We start from the raw sequence: 17,610 nt of genomic DNA on the forward strand, positions 1-17,610 counted from the left end.
GGGTCGTCCGGGGCGGGGTAATTTTGCAAAAAGACAACAGTCGCATTGTCGTCACCAAACCGGTCGACTTTTATTGGTTAGTTAAAACAATTACTTGCGTCTCTATCGGGTAGGGCGCGGTGATGGATTCGTGCGAAAAGACAAAATTTGTTGCACTATTATCCGCAACATACGTTACACTAGGATACGGGTAGACCATTCGCGTATCGACGGCCTTTTTTGCGCGTCCTCGAGTGGCGGAGCCCGCAAACAGGAGCCTACAGCGTGGCGGGAAGGCGGCTATCGGTTGCTTTTCCGCTCTCTGCGAGTGGCAGTGATCCGGGTTGCCGACTTTTGGCCACATCTGTAAACCCTGAATCAGAGGAAAACACCATGTCCAAATCAAGAAGTGCCCTCCGTGCCGCGCGGTTCGTCGCACCTGTTCTACTCGCGGCCGGCCTGGCCGCGCCGTTCGCGGCCAGCGCCGAGATGATCGAGCGTTTCTGGTCGTCGGCCGAGCCGCAGACCGCCTGGGTGACGAGCTATGGCGAGTGCTGGCAGAGCCTGGGCGGGCCGACCGATCTCCAGCCCTGCGTCACCGCCGTGGTCCCTGAAGAATTCGTCGTGCGCCTGAATTTCGAGTTCGATAAGTACCAATTGCAGAACATCGTCAACGACGACGAACTGCGTCGGCTCGATTCCTACATCGCCGACGTCAAGACCACGCCGGCCAACGAGTACCTGACGGTCGTCGGCCACACCGACGCGAAGGGTTCCTACGAGTACAACGACGTCCTCGGCCAGCGTCGCGCCAACACCGTGCGCGACTACCTGATCTCCAAGGGCATCCCGGAGAGCCAGATCGGTCCGGCCCAGAGCATGGGCGAGCGCGACATGCTGCCCGAGTTCAGCCCCTACGCGCTGGAGCAGCGCCGGGTGACGATCAAGAGCGAGGGCTGAGTCCCCTCGTTTGCAGACTCGCGCGGCCCCGTTCGCGGGGTCGCGGCGAGGTGTCGAGAGGCCGCCGCGAGGCGGCCTTTTCGTTGGCTGCTCGCGATCCGCCGGTCGTTGGCCTCGCCGGTAGCCGACCACGCCGCCCTTGGAGCCGATGCCCCGCCGGCGCTAAACTCTGCGCCACGAAAGACAACAACGCCCGGGCCAGGGGCGATGCGCGCGCTGGGCGAGCCGTTTCGCCTGGCGCGGCGGTCTCTCTCGCCAGCCTCCCCGTCGCGATCGGCGCGGCCGTCCGCCGCGGCCTGCGTCTGTGCGCGGGTCCGCTCCTGACGCCGTGCGACCTCAGCCGCGGCCTTGCGCTCGACCCCGGCTGCCGCCCTTCCGCACCACGAGGTGACTCGAAGTTGAAGAAGCCTTCCGCCGCCTGGTCAGGCTGGTCCTGGCTGTTCCCGTTCATGACCTGGCTGCCCGGCGTCGGGCGCACCGAGATCCGGGCCGACACCTTGGCCGCGATCACCGGCGTCATCGTCGTCCTGCCCCAGGCGGTGGCCTTCGCGACGATCGCCGGCATGCCGCCCCAATACGGCCTCTATGCCGGGATGGTCCCGGCCATCGTCGCGGCCCTGTTCGGCTCGTCGCGCCACCTGGTCTCGGGGCCGACGACGGCGGCCTCGGTGGTCCTCTTCTCGTCGCTGTCGGTGATGGCGGTCCCGGGCACACCGGACTATGTGACCCTGGCCCTGACCTTGACCTTCATGGTCGGCGTCATCGAGTTGGCGCTCGGCCTCGCGCGGATGGGGGCCCTGGTCAACTTCATCTCCCATTCGGTCGTCGTCGGCTTCACGGCCGGTGCCGCCGTGCTGATCGCCGCCAAGCAGTTGAAGCACTTTTTCGGCGTCGAGATCGACAGCAGCGGGCACCTGCACGATATCCTGATCCACTTCGGCCAGCACCTGGCCGAGATCAATCCCTGGGCGACGGCGGTGGCCCTCTCGACCCTGCTGATCGGCCTCGCCGTGAAGCGCTGGTGGCCGAAGCTCCCCTACATGATCGCCGCGATGGTCGGCGGCAGCCTGGTCGCCGCCGGGCTGGATCTCGTCGTCGGTCCCGAGGTCACGCGGATCGCCACCGTCGGGGCGCTGCCGGCGGGGCTGCCGCCGCTCTCCGCGCCCGATCTGACCTTCGACCACATCCGGGAACTGGCCCCGACGGCCCTCGCCGTGACCCTCTTCGCGCTCACCGAGGCGGTCTCGATCGGTCGGTCGCTCGCCGCCCGCGGCGGTTACCGCATCGACGGCAGTCAGGAGTTCGTCGGCCAGGGCCTGTCGAACATCGCCGGGTCCTTCTTCTCGGGCTATGTTGCGACCGGCTCGTTCAACCGCAGCGGCGTGAACTTCGCCGCCGGGGCGCGCACACCGCTCGCCGCGATCCTCGCCGGGGTCATGCTGATCGGCGTGGTGCCGCTCGTCGCGCCGCTCGCGGTCTGGTTGCCGAAGGCGGCGATGGCGGGCCTCTTGTTCCTGGTCGCCTGGGGGCTGATCGACTTCAAGGAGATCCGCCACATCATACACAGCTCCAAGCGCGAGATCTCGGTGCTGGCGGTGACCCTCTTCTCGGCCCTGTTCCTTGAGCTGGAGTTGGCGATCTTCGCCGGCGTCTTGCTGTCGCTGGTCCTCTATCTGGAGCGCACCTCGAAGCCGCGCGTCGTCACGCTCAATCCGGATCCGCGTCTGCCGAACCGGGCCTTCTCCAGCGAGCCGGACATCGCCCAGTGTCCGCAGCTGCGGATCATCCGCATCGACGGCTCGCTCTTCTTCGGCTCGGTGCCGCACGTCGAGGGCATCTTCGACCAGATCCGCGAGGCCTATCCCGACCAGAAGCACCTGGCGATCGTCGCCGATGGCATCAACTTCGTCGACCTGCAAGGTGGCGAGGCCCTGCGGCGCGAGTTCGCGCGCCGCCGGGCCGCCGGCGGGGGGCTCTACCTGATCAATGTCAAACAGGGCCTCTGGGAGGATATGGAGCGTTGCGGTTGCTTCGATGGCGACGGCGCACGTAATGTCTTTCAGACCAAGTCGGCGGCCATTCGCGCCATCTACCAGAAGCTCGACAAGGCGGTCTGCAAGGGCTGTCCGCGGCCGATCTTCCGCGAGTGCGGGGCGCGCTAGCCCGTGCACCCTGCTCGACTGGGACCGCGGCGGCCTGCGCGCGAAAGGGGGGCAATGCGGGTACCATGGGACCTGATATCCCGCAGGGGCCCGCGCGCGGGCGAGGCGATAGGCATCGGGCGCCGTAGCGGCCTTCGCCGCGCGGGTGAGCAGGACTCACGTAAAGCCTCTTCGCGATTGCAACGACTGGAATCCATGATGAAGCGGTCAACTGCCGTTCTTAGGTCGAAGCCCTGTTCACGCTGATGTGGAAGAAGGTTGCACGACCGCTGCTGGCCCTGGCGCTGCTCGCCGCCTTGATGCTCCTGCTCCTGCAAGGCGGCGGCGCGGACCGGCGCGCGGCGGGCGCCCAGGGCGTCCCGCTGAGCGACGCGGCCCTGGCCGAGCGGCGCGGCGCGCTGGTCGACGAGGTCGTCTTCACGCAGGAGGGCGACCTCGGCAAGATCTCCGGTCTGATCGGCAACGGCGGCCTCGACGTCTATGGCCAGGGCATCACCAACACGACCCTGTTCCGGCGCCTGCGCGACTCGCAGAGCGCCGCCTACGACCTCGCCTACGGCTCGTCGATGGAGGTCACCGTCAACCCGGTCGGGCCGCGCTTCGCGAACGGCGATCTCAACCCCTTCCAGGTCCCGGCCATCCGCGAGGCCCTCAACTGGCTGATCGACCGACGCCATGTCGCCGACGAACTCTACGGCGGGCTGGCCGTGCCGCGGTTCCTGCCGCTGAGCACCGCGTTCGTCGACTATGCCCGGCTGGCGGATCGCGCGCGGGCGCTGGAGCTGCGCTACCGCCATGACCCCGAGCGTGCCGGCGCCGTGATCGGCCGCGAGATGACCGACCTCGGCGCCCGCCGCGAGGACGGCCGGTGGCTCGTCGACGGCGAGCCGGTGCGCATCCGGGTCCTGATCCGCACCGAGGACACCCGCCAGCAGGTCGGCGACTACCTGGCCAATCTCCTCGAGGACCAGGGCTTCACCGTCGAGCGCCTCTACCGCACCGCCGAGGAGGCCTCGCGCATCTGGATCGCGACCGACCCGGCCGCCGGCGGCTGGCACCTCTACACCGGCGGCTGGGTCGCGACCGCGATCAACCGCGACGAGTCGGACAACCTGACCTACTACTACACGCCGCGCGGTCGCCCGGAGCCGCTCTGGCAGGCCTACAGCCCCGACCCCGAGCTCGATCGGATCGCCGAGCGGCTGGAGCGCGGCGACTACGCCAGCACCGCCGAGCGCGAGTCGCTGCTGCTGCGTGGCCTGGAGCTCGCGATGCGCGACTCGGTGCGGGTCTGGGTCGTCGACCAACTCAACGTCGCGCCGCGCGCCCGCGAGCTGGCGCTCGCGACCGATCTCGCCGGCGGCGTCGCCGGCTCCTCGCTCTGGCCCTATACGTTACGATTCCAGGGGCGGTTGGGTGGTCAGGTCGTCTTCGGCGTCCCGAACCTGCTCACCGAGCCCTGGAACCCGGTTGCCGGCAGCAATTGGCTCTATGACCGGCTGATCACGCGCGGCCTCGACGACCCGGTGCTGCTACCCGATCCCTACACGGGCCTGTTCTGGCCGCAGCGCATCGCCGGGGCCGAGGTGACGGTCAAGGAGGGGCTGCCGGTGGCCCGCACGCTCGACTGGCTGACGCTCGAGACCGCCCCCGAGATCCGGGTGCCCGCCGATACCTGGATCGACTGGGACCCGGCGGCCGGGCGCTTCCTCACCGTCGGCGAGCGCCACCCGGAGGGCCTCACGGCGCGCACCCGCACGCGCGTGCAGTACGAACCCGGCTTCCTCGATCGGCACTGGCACGACGGCAGCCCGATGTCGCTCGCCGACATCCTGTTGCCCTGGGCCCTGACCTTCGAGCGCGCCGACACCGACAGCCCCCTCTTCGATGCGAGCTATGCGCCGACCTTCGAGGTCTTCCAGCGCCACTTCCGCGGCTGGCGCATCGTCTCGCGCGCGCCGCTGGTGATCGAGATCTACAGCGACCAGATCTATCCAGACGCCGAGACGATCGTCGCCGCGCGCGCCCCGTCGGTCTCGCCGTGGCACGTGCTGGCGCTGGGCATCGCCGCCGAGCGCCGCGGCGAGCTGGCCTTCTCGTCGGACAAGGCCGATCGCCAGCAGGTCGACTGGATGAGCCTGGTCGCCGGGCCGAGCCTGGCGATCCTCGAACGCCACCTGGGGGCGGCGCGCGAGCAGGGCCTGGTCCCCTATCCCGAGCTGCTGGGGCCATATCTGGCCAACGACGAGCCGGCCGCGCGCTACCGGGCGCTCGCCGACTGGTATGCGGCGCGCCGTCACTTCTGGGTCGGCGACGGGCCCTTCTATCTCGACTCGGTCCGCCCGGTGGAGCGCAACCTTGTCCTGCGCCGCGTCGCCGACTTTCCGGACCCGGCCGACAAGTGGCTGCGCTTCACGAGGCCGCAGATCCCGGAACTGGCCCTCGACGGCCCGCTGGTGGTCGCGGCCGGGGACGGTGCCGCGTTCACGCTCGGGATCACCTACGCTGACCAGCCCTATCCGGGCGAGGCGATCGAGGCGGCGCGCTTCCTGCTGTTCGACGGCACGGGCGGGCTCGCGGCGAAGGGCGAGGCCGAGCCGGTCGCGCCGGGGCGCTGGCGGATCGGCCTGGACCCGGAGCAGGTCGCGGCCCTCGGGGTCGGCGCCAACCGCCTCGAGGTCGCGGTGACCTCGCGACGGGTCGCGCTGCCGGCCTTCGGCTCGCACGTCTTCGCGACCGTACCGGCCGCGGCGCTCGCGACCCGAACCGACGCGATCCGGGCCGGTAACGGAGGTGCGCGATGAGCGGATCGAAGGCGGACCTTACGGCCGGGCGGCGCTGGCCACTGCGCGACCTGCAGCGCCTGGCCCTGTTCATGACGCGGCGGGTCGTCGCGCTCTTCTTCACCGTCCTCGTCGGCGTCTACCTGACGATCTTCTTCGCCAACATGGGCGGGCGGGTCGATGAGCTGCGGCTGGTGCAGATCCGCTCGACGGTCGCCGAACAGGTGCGCGCCGACTCGGCCTTCCGCGACCTGGCGAGCGACGAGCGCAATGCGCTGATCGAGCAGCGCGTCGGCCTGGAGGTCGAGCGCCTGCGGCTCGACGAGCCCTTCATCTGGCGCAGCCTGGATTATCTCAACCAGGCGATGCGGCTCGATCTGGGGCGGGCCGAGCAGATGCACAGCGACCAGGGCGCGCGCGAGGTCTACCGCATCATCGCCGAGCGGCTGCCGGCGACGCTGCTCCTGTTCGGCACCGCCAACCTGCTGGTCTTCTTCAGCTCGGTGTGGATCGCGCTCGTGCTCTCGCGCCACTACGGCAGCCTCTGGGACCGAGTCGTCATCGCGCTCGCCCCGACCTCGGCGGCGCCCGGCTGGTACTACGGCATCTTCCTGATCCTGATCTTCGCCTTCCTGATCCCGATCCTGCCGGCCGGCGGCATGGTCCGGGTGCCGCCGCCCGAGGGCACATGGGCCTATGCCGCGAGCCTGCTGCGTCATATGGTCCTGCCGGTCGCGGCCATGTTCATCTCCTCGATCTTCATGGCCATCTACTCCTGGCGCACCTTCTTCCTGATCCACTCCAGCGAGGACTATGTCGAGATGGCCCGCGCCAAGGGGCTGCCGCCGCGGCTGATCGAGCGCCGCTACATCCTGCGCCCGACCCTCTCGCCGATCGTCACGAGCTTCGCGCTGATGCTGATCGGGCTCTGGGGCGGGGCCATCATCCTCGAGAAGGTCTTCAACTGGCCGGGGCTCGGCACCCTCCTGTTCCAGGCGATCGGCTACCGCGACACCCCCGTCATCATCGGCTCGGTCGTGATCTTCGCCTACCTGCTCGCGCTGACCGTGCTGCTGCTCGACATCCTCTACGCGGTGCTCGACCCGCGCGTGCGCCTGGACAAGGGGGGGCGATGAGCGCGGGCCGCGAGATCCTGGCGCCGTTGCGCCGCTACCCGTCGGCCCTGGCCGGGTTGGCGCTGATCCTCGCGCTGGTGGTGATCGCCCTCTACACGCTGGTCGCGATCCCGTACCCGAAGGCACTGGAGCTGTGGCGTGGCGGCGAGGCCTGGCAGATGTCGCCGGTCAACGCCCGGCCGGTCTGGACCGCCTGGCTCGCCGGCGAGGACCTGCCGGGCACGCGCGTCGTCCGCAGCAGCGATGCGCCCAGCGAGCAGCAGGACTTCGACGGCGTGCGCCGCCTGCGGATCCCGCTCGAGTTCGACTACCGTCACACCGCCTTTCCGAGCGAATTGAACCTGTTCCTGTCTGCCCCGCAGGGCGCGCGCGACGCCTTCGTGCGTCTGACCTGGGAGACCCCCGACGGGCGATATATCCCGCTCGGCGGCCACCAGGTGAGTGGCGAGGAGCGCATCTCGCTGTCGCAGGACTGGAGCCTGGAGCAGCGCCTCGGGCGGGTGCCGCACGTGGGACTCCTGGCCGAGCCGGGCGACCCGAGCGCGCCGGCCGTCGTCCAGCCCGGCCGCTACCGGCTCCTGCTCGATGCGATCCTCTTCGACGTCGATGCGAACCCGGGCGCCACACTCGCCGCCGACCTGGTCGTCTACGGTCGCGTTGCGGGCCTGGCCGGCACCGACCACAGGCGGCGCGACCTGATGGTCGCGCTCCTTTGGGGCACGCCGGTGGCGCTCGCGTTCGGGTTGCTCGCGGCCGTCGGCACGACCCTGACGACGCTCGTGATCGCGGCGGCCGGGGTCTGGTTCGGCGGCTGGCTCGACGCGCTGATCCAGCGCCTGACCGAGGTCAACATGATCCTGCCGCTGCTGCCGATCCTGGTCATGGTCGGCACCCTCTATTCGACGAGCATTTGGGTCATGCTCGGTGTCGTCATCGCGCTCGGCATCTTCAGCGCCGGCATCAAGATGTACCGGGCGATGTTGCTGCCGATCCGCGAGGCACCCTACATCGAGGCGGCCCGCGCCTACGGTGCCAGCGATGCGCGGATCATCCTGCGCTACATGATCCCGCGGATCCTGCCGGTGCTGATCCCGACCTTCGTGACCCTGATCCCGTCGTTCGTCTTCCTCGAGGCCTCGCTCGCGCTGCTCGGCCTCGGCGACCCGCTGCTGCCGACCTGGGGCAAGATCCTCAACGACGCCCAGGCCCAGAGCGCCCTCTACAACGGCTACTACTACTGGGTGCTGGAGCCGGCGGCACTGCTGATGCTGACCGGGCTCGGCTTCGCGATGCTCGGCTTCGCCCTCGACCGGGTCTTCAACCCGCGCCTGAGGAACCTCTAGTGGACGTCCCCCCGCTGCTCGAGGTCGCCGATCTGCGCCTGACCTACCGCACCAGCCGCGGGCCGGTACGGGCCGTCGACGGGGTCGGCTTCGATCTGCGCCGCGGCGAGGCGATGGTCGTCCTCGGCGAGTCCGGCTGCGGCAAGAGCTCGCTCGCCAAGGCGCTGCTGCGGCTCCTGCCGCGCAACGCCGAGGGCCTCGGCGGGCAGGTGCGCCTCGCCGGCGAGGACGTGCTGGCCCTGCCCGAGGAGCGCTTCCGCGCCGAGGTCCGCTGGACGCGCATCGCGCTCGTGATGCAGGCGGCGATGAGCGCGCTGAACCCGGTCGTGCGCGTCGGCGAGCAGGTCGCCGAGCCGCTGCGCGTGCACCGCGGCTGGTCGCGGGTGCAGGCGATGGAGCAGGCGGCACGGACCTTCGCGCTGGTCGGGGTCGCCAGCGACTTCCTCCAGCGCTACCCGTTCGAGCTGTCGGGGGGCATGCGCCAGCGCGTCGTGCTGGCGATGGCGCTCGTGACCGAGCCCGAGGTCGTGATCCTCGATGAGCCGACCTCGGCCCTCGACGTCCTGACCCAGGCCGGCATCATGAACGTCCTCAAGCGCATCAAGGCCGAGCTCGGCACCAGCTTCATCCTGATCACGCACGATGTCGCGACCTCCAGCGAGCTCGCCGACCGCGTCGCGCTGATGTACGCCGGCCAGTTCGTCGAGGTCGCCGATGCCGCCGACTTCTTCGCCCACCCGGCCCACCCGTACGCCCGGCTGCTGATGGCGAGTGTCCCGCGTCTGCACCAGGCCGAGCGGCCGGTTCACATCCCGGGCCAGCCGCCGAGCCTGCTGGCCCCGCCGGCCGGCTGCCGCTTCGCGGCGCGCTGCCCGCAGCGCTTCGCGCGCTGCGACCAGGACCCCGAGGTCTTCGCGTCGGGCGCGCGCCACCGAGTCCGCTGCTGGCTCCATGCCGACACCGTAGGATGCGGTGAGGAACGAACCGCATCACGGACCCTTCGCCCGGGTGGGGAGGGACGATGAGCGACGCACCGCTGCTCGAGGTCCGTGACCTGCGCACCTGGTTCGAGCTGCGCCAATGGGGCTTCCTGCGGGTCGGCTCGGTGCGCGCCGTCGACGGCGTCAGCTTCGAACTGGCGCGCGGCGAGGCGGTCGCCTTCGTCGGCGAGAGCGGCTGCGGCAAGAGCTCGCTCGCTCGCACCCTGCTTGGCCTGCACCGCCCGAGCGGCGGCGAGGTCGTCTTCGAGGGCCAGGACGTCGCGGGCCTGGCGGGCGCGGCGCTCAAGCGCTATCGGGCGCGTGTCGGCTATGTCCAGCAGGACCCCTACGGCGCCCTGCCGCCGTTCATGAACGTGCGCCGCCTGCTCGCCGAGCCGCTGATCGTCCACGGGGTCATGGACCGCGCCGAGCGCGAGCGGCGCATCCGGGCGGTCCTCGAGGAGGTGCGGCTCGCGCCGGAGGAGGTCCTGCACAAGTTTCCGCACATGCTGAGCGGCGGTCAGCAGCAGCGCGTCGTCATCGCCCGCGCCCTGATCCTCGCCCCGCACCTGATCATCGCCGACGAGCCGGTGTCGATGCTCGACGCCTCGGTGCGCGTCGAGATCCTGAGCCTTCTGCGCCAGATCCAGCGCGAGCGGGAGCTGACGCTTGCCTTCATCACCCACGATCTGGCGACCGTGCGCCACTTCGCCGAGCGGTTGTTCGTGATGTACGCTGGGCGCATCGTCGAGCAGGCCCCGGTCGACGAGCTGCTCGACCACCCGCTGCACCCCTACACGCAGGCGCTCCTCGCCGCGATCGCCGACCCGGACGCCGACAACGCGAGCCGCCAGCGCGAGATCCCGCCCGGCGAGCCGCCGAGCCTCGTCAAGCCCCCGGCCGGTTGCCGCTTCCACCCGCGTTGCCCGCACGCGATCGCCGGGCATTGCGACCGCGACGAACCGCCGATGCTGGCGCCGCGCCCTGGCCACGGCGTGGCCTGCTGGCTCCATGAGTGACGGCCGGCGCCGGGGAGGGCGCCGATGCCGATGATCCTCTCGGGCCTGGCGCTGGCCATCGCCGGCCTCGCGCTGCTGCTCGCCCAGGTCGTCCGCGCCATCGAGCCTGGCATCCCGCTTGCGCTGATCGCCTTCGCGACCGCCTTCTCCGGCATCCTCATCGGCGCCGCCGGCGTCGTGCGAAGGCCGTGAGGCGGAGCGAGAAGGTCCGGTAAGACACCAGGCCACCAAGTGCTGGAGGCGGGCGCCGATGCAGACCGAGGTCGTATTTCATCCCCAACGCAGCGATCCGGCGTACCTGCGGCAGGTGGCGCTGATCGCGGGCGGCTTCTTCGTGTTCGTACAACTCGCGTTCCTGGAAGGGCTGGCGGCCCGGCTGGCCTTCACCTTGGTCTTTGCCGGCTTCTTGCTCGTGGGCGTGTGGATCTCGGGTCGAATCCGTCGAACCTGGCCCCAGGAGATCGTCATGAACCGCGCGGGCATCGGCTACGGCGACCTGCGGTCGCGTCATGGCGTCGATTCGCTACCCTGGCGGGAGGTCGAGCGCCTCGACCTGTTCTACACCCAGCACAACATGGCCCCGTTCCTGCGCATCGGGCTGCGACACGGGGCCTTCCGCCAGCGGTTGCGCCGACCGCGCCTCCAACGCTGGAGTCGTGGACTCGACGTCAACATCCCGGTCGCGGTGGACGCCGCGCCGGAGGTCGTCTTGGAGACGGCGCGGCGGTTTTGGAGCGCGGCCGGCGAGCGCGATGCCGTCCACGTCGACCGGATCGACTCCATGGCAAGGTTTCCGATGCCAATCCCCATGAAGGACCAAGATGCATCCTGATCCAGCCCTGGCGGGAACGCGGTGAACGCCTGGCGCTTCGAGCCCGATTCAGGTCTCGTCCTGCGGTCTCTGCCCGAGCTGCATCCGCAAGGCCACGAGATCGTCTTCGATGTCCTCGCCTGCGGGCTCTGCCGCAGCGATTGTCGATTCCTTCGACCGGATGCGACGGCCACGGCGAAGGCGATCATTCCGGGCCATGAGATCGTCGTGGCCGACCCCGGCAGCGGCGCCCGTGGCATCCTCTGGCCGGGACGCGCGTGCGGCGCCTGCGCCAGTTGTCGCCAAGGCAGGGAGAATCTCTGCCGTCGGATGGCGGTGCTGGGCGTCGATCGTGACGGCGGCTTCGCCGAACGCGTGGCCGCGCCCGCCGAGAACCTCATCCCCGTCAAGGCCGGTATTCCCGACCGCCTCGCTGTACTCGCCGAACCGGTCGCCTGCTGCTTGAATGCGCTGCAACAGGTTCAGCTCGAAGAACACGCCCGCATCGCGATCTTCGGGGCCGGTCCCTTCGGCCACCTGTTCGCCTTTCTCGCGACACGGCTCGGCCCCGTGCGGGCGGTGCTCATCGATCCCGACGCCGATCGGAAGCAGATCACCCGCTCGTTCCGAGACGCCGCGGCCATTCCGCTCGTCGAGCGTCACGCGGGGCCATTCGACATCGCCATCAATGCGACCTCGTCGCCGACGGGATTCGCGCAGATGCTCGCCGCGCTCGGCCCCGGTGGCCGGGGCATCCTCTTCAGCGGCCTGCGCCCGACCGGCGCTACCCTGACCGCCGAGCAGTTGAACGCCATCCATTATCGCCAGCTCCATCTGGTGGGGGCGTTCGGTCAGACACGCGCGCAAATCGGGCAGGCACTGGACCTGATCGACAAACACCGAGACACCCTCTCGTTACTGGCCGACGAGCCGGGCAATTTCGCCTCGCTCCCGGTGCGCCTTGCGCAGCGTTGCGCTCGGGACACCCTCTTCCAATCCATCTCGCTCGCCCCATGGGCGGCTTGCGCGAAATAGGGAACCTGCCATGGCCGACGAACTCTCCCTGCGTGAATTCGGACGTTGCATCGGTCGAATCGCCGCCGGGGAGACGCTCAGTCGGGAAGAGACCTGCCAGCTCTACAAGCAGGTCATCCTCGACGAACAACCGGAGCTCCAACAGGGCGCCTTCCTGATGGCCCATCTCATGCGCGGCCCGACGACCGAGGAGCTGGCCGGGGCCTGGGACGCGCTCGATCGATACGACACGGCCAAGCTGGGGGCCGTATCGCACCGACATGTCTGTGACATCGTCGGAACCGGCTCGGATCGTCTCAAGACGGTGAATTGCAGTACCCCGGCGGCGATCATCGCCGCCGCCTGCGGTCTAGCGGTCGCCAAGAAGGGCGCGCGTCTCGTGACCGGCGTCTCCGGGGCGAGCGACATTCTCGAGTACCTCGGTCTCGATCTGGACGCGCCGCTCGAACGCGCGTCCGCATCGCTCGCGTCGAATGGTCTCTGCTACCTGCCCGGCGAGGCGTTCCTGAAGTCGGGCTGGGCGCGCCTGATCCGGAGTATGCGCTTCACGAGCGTGTTCAATATCATCGGTCCGCTGACGCGGCCTTGCGCGCAGACGGACTGCATCGTCATCGGTGCCTATGCTCCGCACGTCTGCGATCAACTCGTCGCGATCCTCGAGAAGACCGGGACCCCGCGCGCCCTCTCCCCGTACGGCATGGTCGATGGCGTTCCGTCTCGGTTCGGCATGGATGAATTCAGCCCCTGCGGGCCGACGCGGGTGTTGTCGCTGGACCAGGGCGCCATCTCGGAAGTCACCCTCACGCCGCAATCGTTCGGCTGCCGCCCCGTCGCCTTCGACGCGATCAAGAGCCGCGCATCGGCTGCGGAGAATGCACAGGCGATCCAGCGCGTCCTCGCGGGCGATGGCCCGGAGGAATTGGCGACCTTCTTCTGCATCAATGCGGCCGCCGCACTCCACGCGGCCGGCCATGCGTCTTCCTATGTGCAAGGCACCGAGATGGCACGCGAGGCGCTGTCGAGCGGCGCAGCGATGGCCAAGCTCGAGGCCCTCGTCACGGCGCAATGCTGAGCAGAGGAAAAGAGCCGAAGGGGCGAGGTCCGATTGGGTTCGGCCTTCGCATCATGTGCTTCAGATGCAAAGGAGGCGCTAGTGCAGCACATTGGAAATCCCGAGGTCGTTCATTGTCGTAAGCGAGGATGTAACCGTTCAGCCCCCCTCGCGAGCCCTCGATTTCCGCGGGTTACGGATGCAAGAATTCATGCCGCAGATGATTCCGCGCTCGCATCTCATTGATTAATGAAATCCGAGTGTCGCCGGGCGCCGAGCGAGCCGAAGATCCACCGAGAATAGATTGAGCGAAGACAGACAGATGCCGCCTCAAAGGGGGTAAAGGGTTACGCGAAGCTGCGCAAGCCGACGAGACGATTACGCCAACGATAGCAATCGCAGGCGGTTTCGGACCATCTGCGCTGCTGCACCAGGGTCTCGCTCTCGAACTAATGAGGCCGTCTTCATGTCACGATATGATCTGGGCTCGCCCTACGCGAGGATTGCAGGCCGCGACGCGCGGTCTCTCGGGAAGTTCGCGGTCTTGTACTCGCGCAGCATCTGGGAGATTTCGAGGGCGTTCGTGGTCGTCAACGAAGATTCGCCAGTCGATGACGCCGATAACGACGACGATCGGAGACGGTCCCGGAACATCGGCACAGCTGCATTAGGATGTTCAATCTGGCTGGTATCATCCATGTTTCGCTCACGCAGTTTTCGTCCGGCTTTGTCAGGACGCATTTTCTCGCAAGGTCGATATTTTGCGGAGCTCAGGGCGACACTTCTTCGTCAGCCGACCGGGGGGCGAAGGGTGCGTGAAGACCGTCGGATCGAACTCCCTAGGCTCGGCGTCGGTATGTCGATGCGCGGGACAGCTGAGAGCGGCCGCCTGAGGGACTATGCCGAGCATCAAGCGCACGGCGCAGGCCGAGGAAGAGCCTGGTGTCGGACGGGAAACGACAGGCGGTGCGAGTTGTCTTTAGGTGTATGAATACCCAAGCCCCCGAGCAGCGCCGGTTGCCACAGCTCTCGATCGTCATTCCGGTGCGTGACGAGGCCGGCAATGTGCTGCCGCTGTTGTCGGAGGTCGATGCAGCCCTCGCCAAGCATGCAGACTACGAGGTGCTGGTCGTCGATGACGGCAGCCGTGATGCGACGGCCAAGGAGTTGCGCGACGCGCGCAAGTCCCATCGCCGCCTCAGGGTTCTGACGCACAGCAGTCCCTGTGGTCAGAGTGCGGCCCTGCGCACTGGGGTGATGGCGGCCAGGGGCGCATGGATCGCAACCCTCGATGGGGATGGTCAGAATGACCCTGCGGACATCCTGCGTCTGCTCGAGGTGGCGCACGTCGCAGCAGCGCAGAACCGCGATTTTCTGATCGCCGGCCATCGCACGCGGCGGCAGGATTCCTGGCTGAAGAAGGTCTCGTCGCGAATCGCCAACAGGGTGCGCAGTCGCTTGCTCGGTGATGCGACACCCGACACCGGATGCGGCCTCAAGGTTTTCGGCCGCGACGCCTTTCTGACGCTGCCATACTTCGATCACATGCATCGCTTCCTGCCGGCACTGATGCTGCGTGCGGGGGGGCAGGTGATCTCGGTGGGGGTGAGCCATCGGTATCGACAGCGCGGTTCATCCAAGTACGGGACCCTCGATCGACTGCTTGTCGGCATCGTAGATCTGATGGGCGTCATGTGGCTCCAGCGGCGGTCTTCACTCCCCCACGTGCAGGAATCGGCTGATGCAGTGGAGTGACATGCTCTGGCTGGCGGTCGGTTTTCTCGCGCAGGTGTTTTTCGCCGCCCGTTTTCTGTCGCAATGGCTGTTGAGTGAGCGCGCCGGGCGCAGCGTGCTGCCGATTCACTTCTGGTATCTCAGCGTTGCCGGTGCGGTATTGCTGCTCGCCTACGCCGTTCACCGTCGCGATCCTGTGATCGTTGCCGGTCAGTTGGCGAGCCTTGGCATCTACCTGCGAAATCTCCGCTTCATGCTTCCGCAGACGGACAGCTTTGTCGTGCGGCGTTCGGCATCGCTCTGGTTGGGGCTGGTCGGGTTGGCCGTAGTGGTCGGTTACCATGTCGGACCGGATTCGGCGTTGCGGCCGCTCTTGGTGCACGACTTCTGGACGGTTTTCGGTTTCGTCGGCCAATTCCTGTTCACCGGGCGGTTCGTCGTGCAGTGGTGGGTCACCGAGCGCGAGCGCCGCAGCCTCATGCCGCGCGGCTTTTGGTATCTGAGCATCGTTGGCACGCTGATGCTGCTGAGCTATGCCGTTGCGGTGCGCGATCCGGTGATCATCGTCGGCCAATGCCTGGGATTGGTCGTGTATGCCAGGAATCTGGTGCTCATGGCCAGAAGCAGAGACATGACTGGGGGTCTGAAAACGCGATGATCCGGCTCGAGAACCGGCGTGACGCCGTCCTGGTCGTTGCGCTGACATGGCTGCTGCTGGTGCTGCTGGCCTTCTGGAGCCGTCACCCCATGGTGATCGACGAGACCCGGTATCTCGGCGTGGCCTGGGAGATGTGGCTGCGCTGCGATCTTCTGGTCCCGCACCTCAACGGCGAGCCTTACAGCCACAAGCCACCGCTGCTCTTTTGGCTGATCAATCTGAGTTGGTGGTTGCTCGGTGTGAGCGATTGGGCGGCCCGACTCGTACCGGCCCTGGCGGGTCTGGCCGGCGCCTTGCTGCTGATGCCTATCGCGCGGGCGCTCTGGCCTGAGCGGCGTGGCGCTGGACCCCTGGCCGCCTGGCTGGCCTTTTCCACGTTGTTCTGGCTGTTGTGGACCACGGTGACGATGTTCGACCTGCTGGTCACCGTCTGCGCTGAGTTCGCCTTACTGGGAATTCTGCTTGCTTGGCGCGGGCGCCAGTGGCTTGGTTGGTCCATGACCGGGGCCGCGATCGGTCTTGGGATCCTGGCTAAAGGCCCCGTCATCCTGGTCTACGCACTGCCCGCGGCAGTGCTGGCCCCTTGGTGGATGACCGAGCAGCGCACCCTCTCGTGGTTCAACTGGTATGCAGGCATGGTGTCAGCGGTGCTGCTCGGGGTAGCGATCGGCCTGGCCTGGGCGCTGCCGGCCGCGGCCGCAGGTGGTGCGGACTATGCCGCACGCCTCCTGTGGGGGCAGACCGCAGATCGCATGGTCGAATCCTTTGCCCACCGTCGGCCTTTCTGGTGGTACCTACCGTTGTTGCCGCTGCTGCTGTTTCCCTGGAGTCTGTGGTCACCGCTGTGGCGTTCGATCCATTCGCGCTGGCAAGGGCATTACGACAGCGGAGAACGCCTGACCTTGCTGGTCTTCCTCTCAGGGTTGCTGATCTTCAGCCTGATAAGCGGCAAGCAGATCCATTATCTGCTGCCGCTGTTTCCGGTGCTTGCCCTGTTTGCCGCACGTGCGCTGGTTGCCTCCGGTGAGGTGGCCAGCAACGGCCGACTGACGTTCTGGATCCTGCTTGCTGTTCCGGCCGTTCTCGGTGCACTGCTGATGGTGTTGCCGTACCTGGAGTTCCTGCACGGGTACGCCGTTTGGATCGACGGCTTGTCCTCGTTATCGGGGTGGATCGTATTGGCAGCAGTACCGGTCGCGCTCTTGATCCGACGCTGGGTGCCGCCGGCTACATGGCCTGGTTTCTTGACCCTTGCGCTGGTATTGGGCATGTATCCGGGCCTTGTTCGCGAGGTCGCCAAACCGTATGCCGTCGAGGACATTGCCGCCGTTATCAGGGCACAACAGGACCTCGGCCACGAGGTTGCCTACGTCGGCAGTTACCACGGCGAATTCAATTTCGCCGGTCGTCTGACCCGGCCGGTTCAGGAGATCGGCCGGGCGGCGTCAATCGCCTGGGGCGACGCGAATCCCGATGGACTGTTGGTAGAGAGGCTCGATGATATCCCGCGCAGCGCGAGCGGTGTGCTCTATCGGCGGATCTATCGTTCCGGTTACCTGGTGATCCGCCAGGCCAGGTCAGTCGACACCCAGGGGGGTGCCTCGGCCGTCAGATGACACTCCGGCGCGCCGGCCCGTAGACGACGGATGCACCGAATGATTCGAAAGCGCCGTGCCTTGTTCGGGAAGCGGCTCTGTTGCGTCTTGTGTGGCTGACAGGCGGTTACGGGTATCCTAGGCCGATCTCATCCGGGGGCCAGACCTTCGGTCGGCACCTCCCGGCGGTCATCGCGACGCTGATCGAGGCCGTCTATCTCGCCGAGGTGTTGCGTCGTAACCGGCAACTGAGCGGCGTTATTGCGTCGCCGGCGCCGATCGGCTGAGGTCCGAGCGCAGCGGGTTGTCGGCGAACTGCGGCTTCCACAGCCGCGGGGTCAGCAGGTGGACCTCGGAGGCCGGA

Annotated in this window: 14 protein-coding genes; all 14 read left to right on the forward strand. The window is 67.8% G+C overall.

The features are described 5' to 3' along the window. Window positions 1–372: 372 nt before the first annotated feature. The 14 genes from CKO41_RS08010 (at window position 373) to CKO41_RS08080 (ending at window position 17,267) form a co-directional block, all read left to right on the forward strand. On the forward strand, window positions 373–939 hold the full coding sequence (locus CKO41_RS08010; RefSeq protein WP_200381769.1) for an OmpA family protein: 567 nt from the start codon (window positions 373–375) through the stop codon (window positions 937–939). Window positions 940–1,388: 449 nt separating this feature from the next. Beyond that, a complete protein-coding gene (locus tag CKO41_RS08015) occupies window positions 1,389–3,101 on the forward strand; it encodes a SulP family inorganic anion transporter (RefSeq protein ID WP_200381782.1) in 1,713 nt (570 codons plus the stop codon). A 245-nt stretch (window positions 3,102–3,346) separates the two neighbouring features. Then, window positions 3,347–5,905 (forward strand): ABC transporter substrate-binding protein, encoded by a 2,559-nt coding sequence (locus tag CKO41_RS08020; protein ID WP_200381770.1) that lies wholly within the window; start codon window positions 3,347–3,349, stop codon window positions 5,903–5,905. Continuing rightward, window positions 5,902–7,020 carry an ABC transporter permease gene (locus CKO41_RS08025; protein WP_200381771.1) on the forward strand — a complete coding sequence of 373 codons (1,119 nt, stop codon included), beginning with the start codon at window positions 5,902–5,904 and terminating at the stop codon, window positions 7,018–7,020. Before CKO41_RS08020 ends, CKO41_RS08025 begins: the two co-directional genes overlap by 4 nt. Next, on the forward strand, window positions 7,017–8,363 hold the full coding sequence (locus tag CKO41_RS08030) for an ABC transporter permease (RefSeq protein ID WP_200381772.1): 1,347 nt from the start codon (window positions 7,017–7,019) through the stop codon (window positions 8,361–8,363). Before CKO41_RS08025 ends, CKO41_RS08030 begins: the two co-directional genes overlap by 4 nt. Next, on the forward strand, window positions 8,363–9,388 hold the full coding sequence (locus tag CKO41_RS08035) for an oligopeptide/dipeptide ABC transporter ATP-binding protein (protein ID WP_200381773.1): 1,026 nt from the start codon (window positions 8,363–8,365) through the stop codon (window positions 9,386–9,388). The genes CKO41_RS08030 and CKO41_RS08035 overlap by 1 nt, the downstream gene beginning before the upstream one ends. Further along, entirely contained in the window at window positions 9,385–10,362 is a 978-nt protein-coding gene (locus CKO41_RS08040; protein ID WP_200381774.1) for an ABC transporter ATP-binding protein, read from the forward strand. The genes CKO41_RS08035 and CKO41_RS08040 overlap by 4 nt, the downstream gene beginning before the upstream one ends. 24 nt (window positions 10,363–10,386) lie before the next feature. Continuing rightward, on the forward strand, window positions 10,387–10,554 hold the full coding sequence (locus tag CKO41_RS08045; RefSeq protein ID WP_200255097.1) for a hypothetical protein: 168 nt from the start codon (window positions 10,387–10,389) through the stop codon (window positions 10,552–10,554). 58 nt (window positions 10,555–10,612) lie between these two features. Beyond that, window positions 10,613–11,194, forward strand: a complete 582-nt coding sequence (locus tag CKO41_RS08050; protein ID WP_200381775.1) for a hypothetical protein — start codon at window positions 10,613–10,615, stop codon at window positions 11,192–11,194. Between the two features lie 21 nt (window positions 11,195–11,215). After that, window positions 11,216–12,208, forward strand: a complete 993-nt coding sequence (locus CKO41_RS08055; RefSeq protein WP_200381776.1) for an alcohol dehydrogenase catalytic domain-containing protein — start codon at window positions 11,216–11,218, stop codon at window positions 12,206–12,208. Between the two features lie 10 nt (window positions 12,209–12,218). Then, window positions 12,219–13,280, forward strand: coding sequence for an anthranilate phosphoribosyltransferase (trpD, locus tag CKO41_RS08060; protein ID WP_200381783.1), 1,062 nt, complete (start codon window positions 12,219–12,221; stop codon window positions 13,278–13,280). 966 nt (window positions 13,281–14,246) lie between these two features. Then, window positions 14,247–15,014 (forward strand): glycosyltransferase family 2 protein, encoded by a 768-nt coding sequence (locus CKO41_RS08065; protein ID WP_200381777.1) that lies wholly within the window; start codon window positions 14,247–14,249, stop codon window positions 15,012–15,014. Continuing rightward, complete coding sequence (locus CKO41_RS18650; RefSeq protein WP_242464104.1) at window positions 15,001–15,651, forward strand: lipid-A-disaccharide synthase N-terminal domain-containing protein; 651 nt, start codon at window positions 15,001–15,003, stop codon at window positions 15,649–15,651. The genes CKO41_RS08065 and CKO41_RS18650 overlap by 14 nt, the downstream gene beginning before the upstream one ends. After that, window positions 15,648–17,267, forward strand: a complete 1,620-nt coding sequence (locus CKO41_RS08080; protein WP_200381778.1) for an ArnT family glycosyltransferase — start codon at window positions 15,648–15,650, stop codon at window positions 17,265–17,267. Before CKO41_RS18650 ends, CKO41_RS08080 begins: the two co-directional genes overlap by 4 nt. The last annotated feature ends 343 nt before the right edge of the window (window positions 17,268–17,610 follow it).

The organism is Thiococcus pfennigii (genome assembly GCF_016583835.1).
Lineage (GTDB): Bacteria > Pseudomonadota > Gammaproteobacteria > Chromatiales > Chromatiaceae > Thiococcus > Thiococcus pfennigii.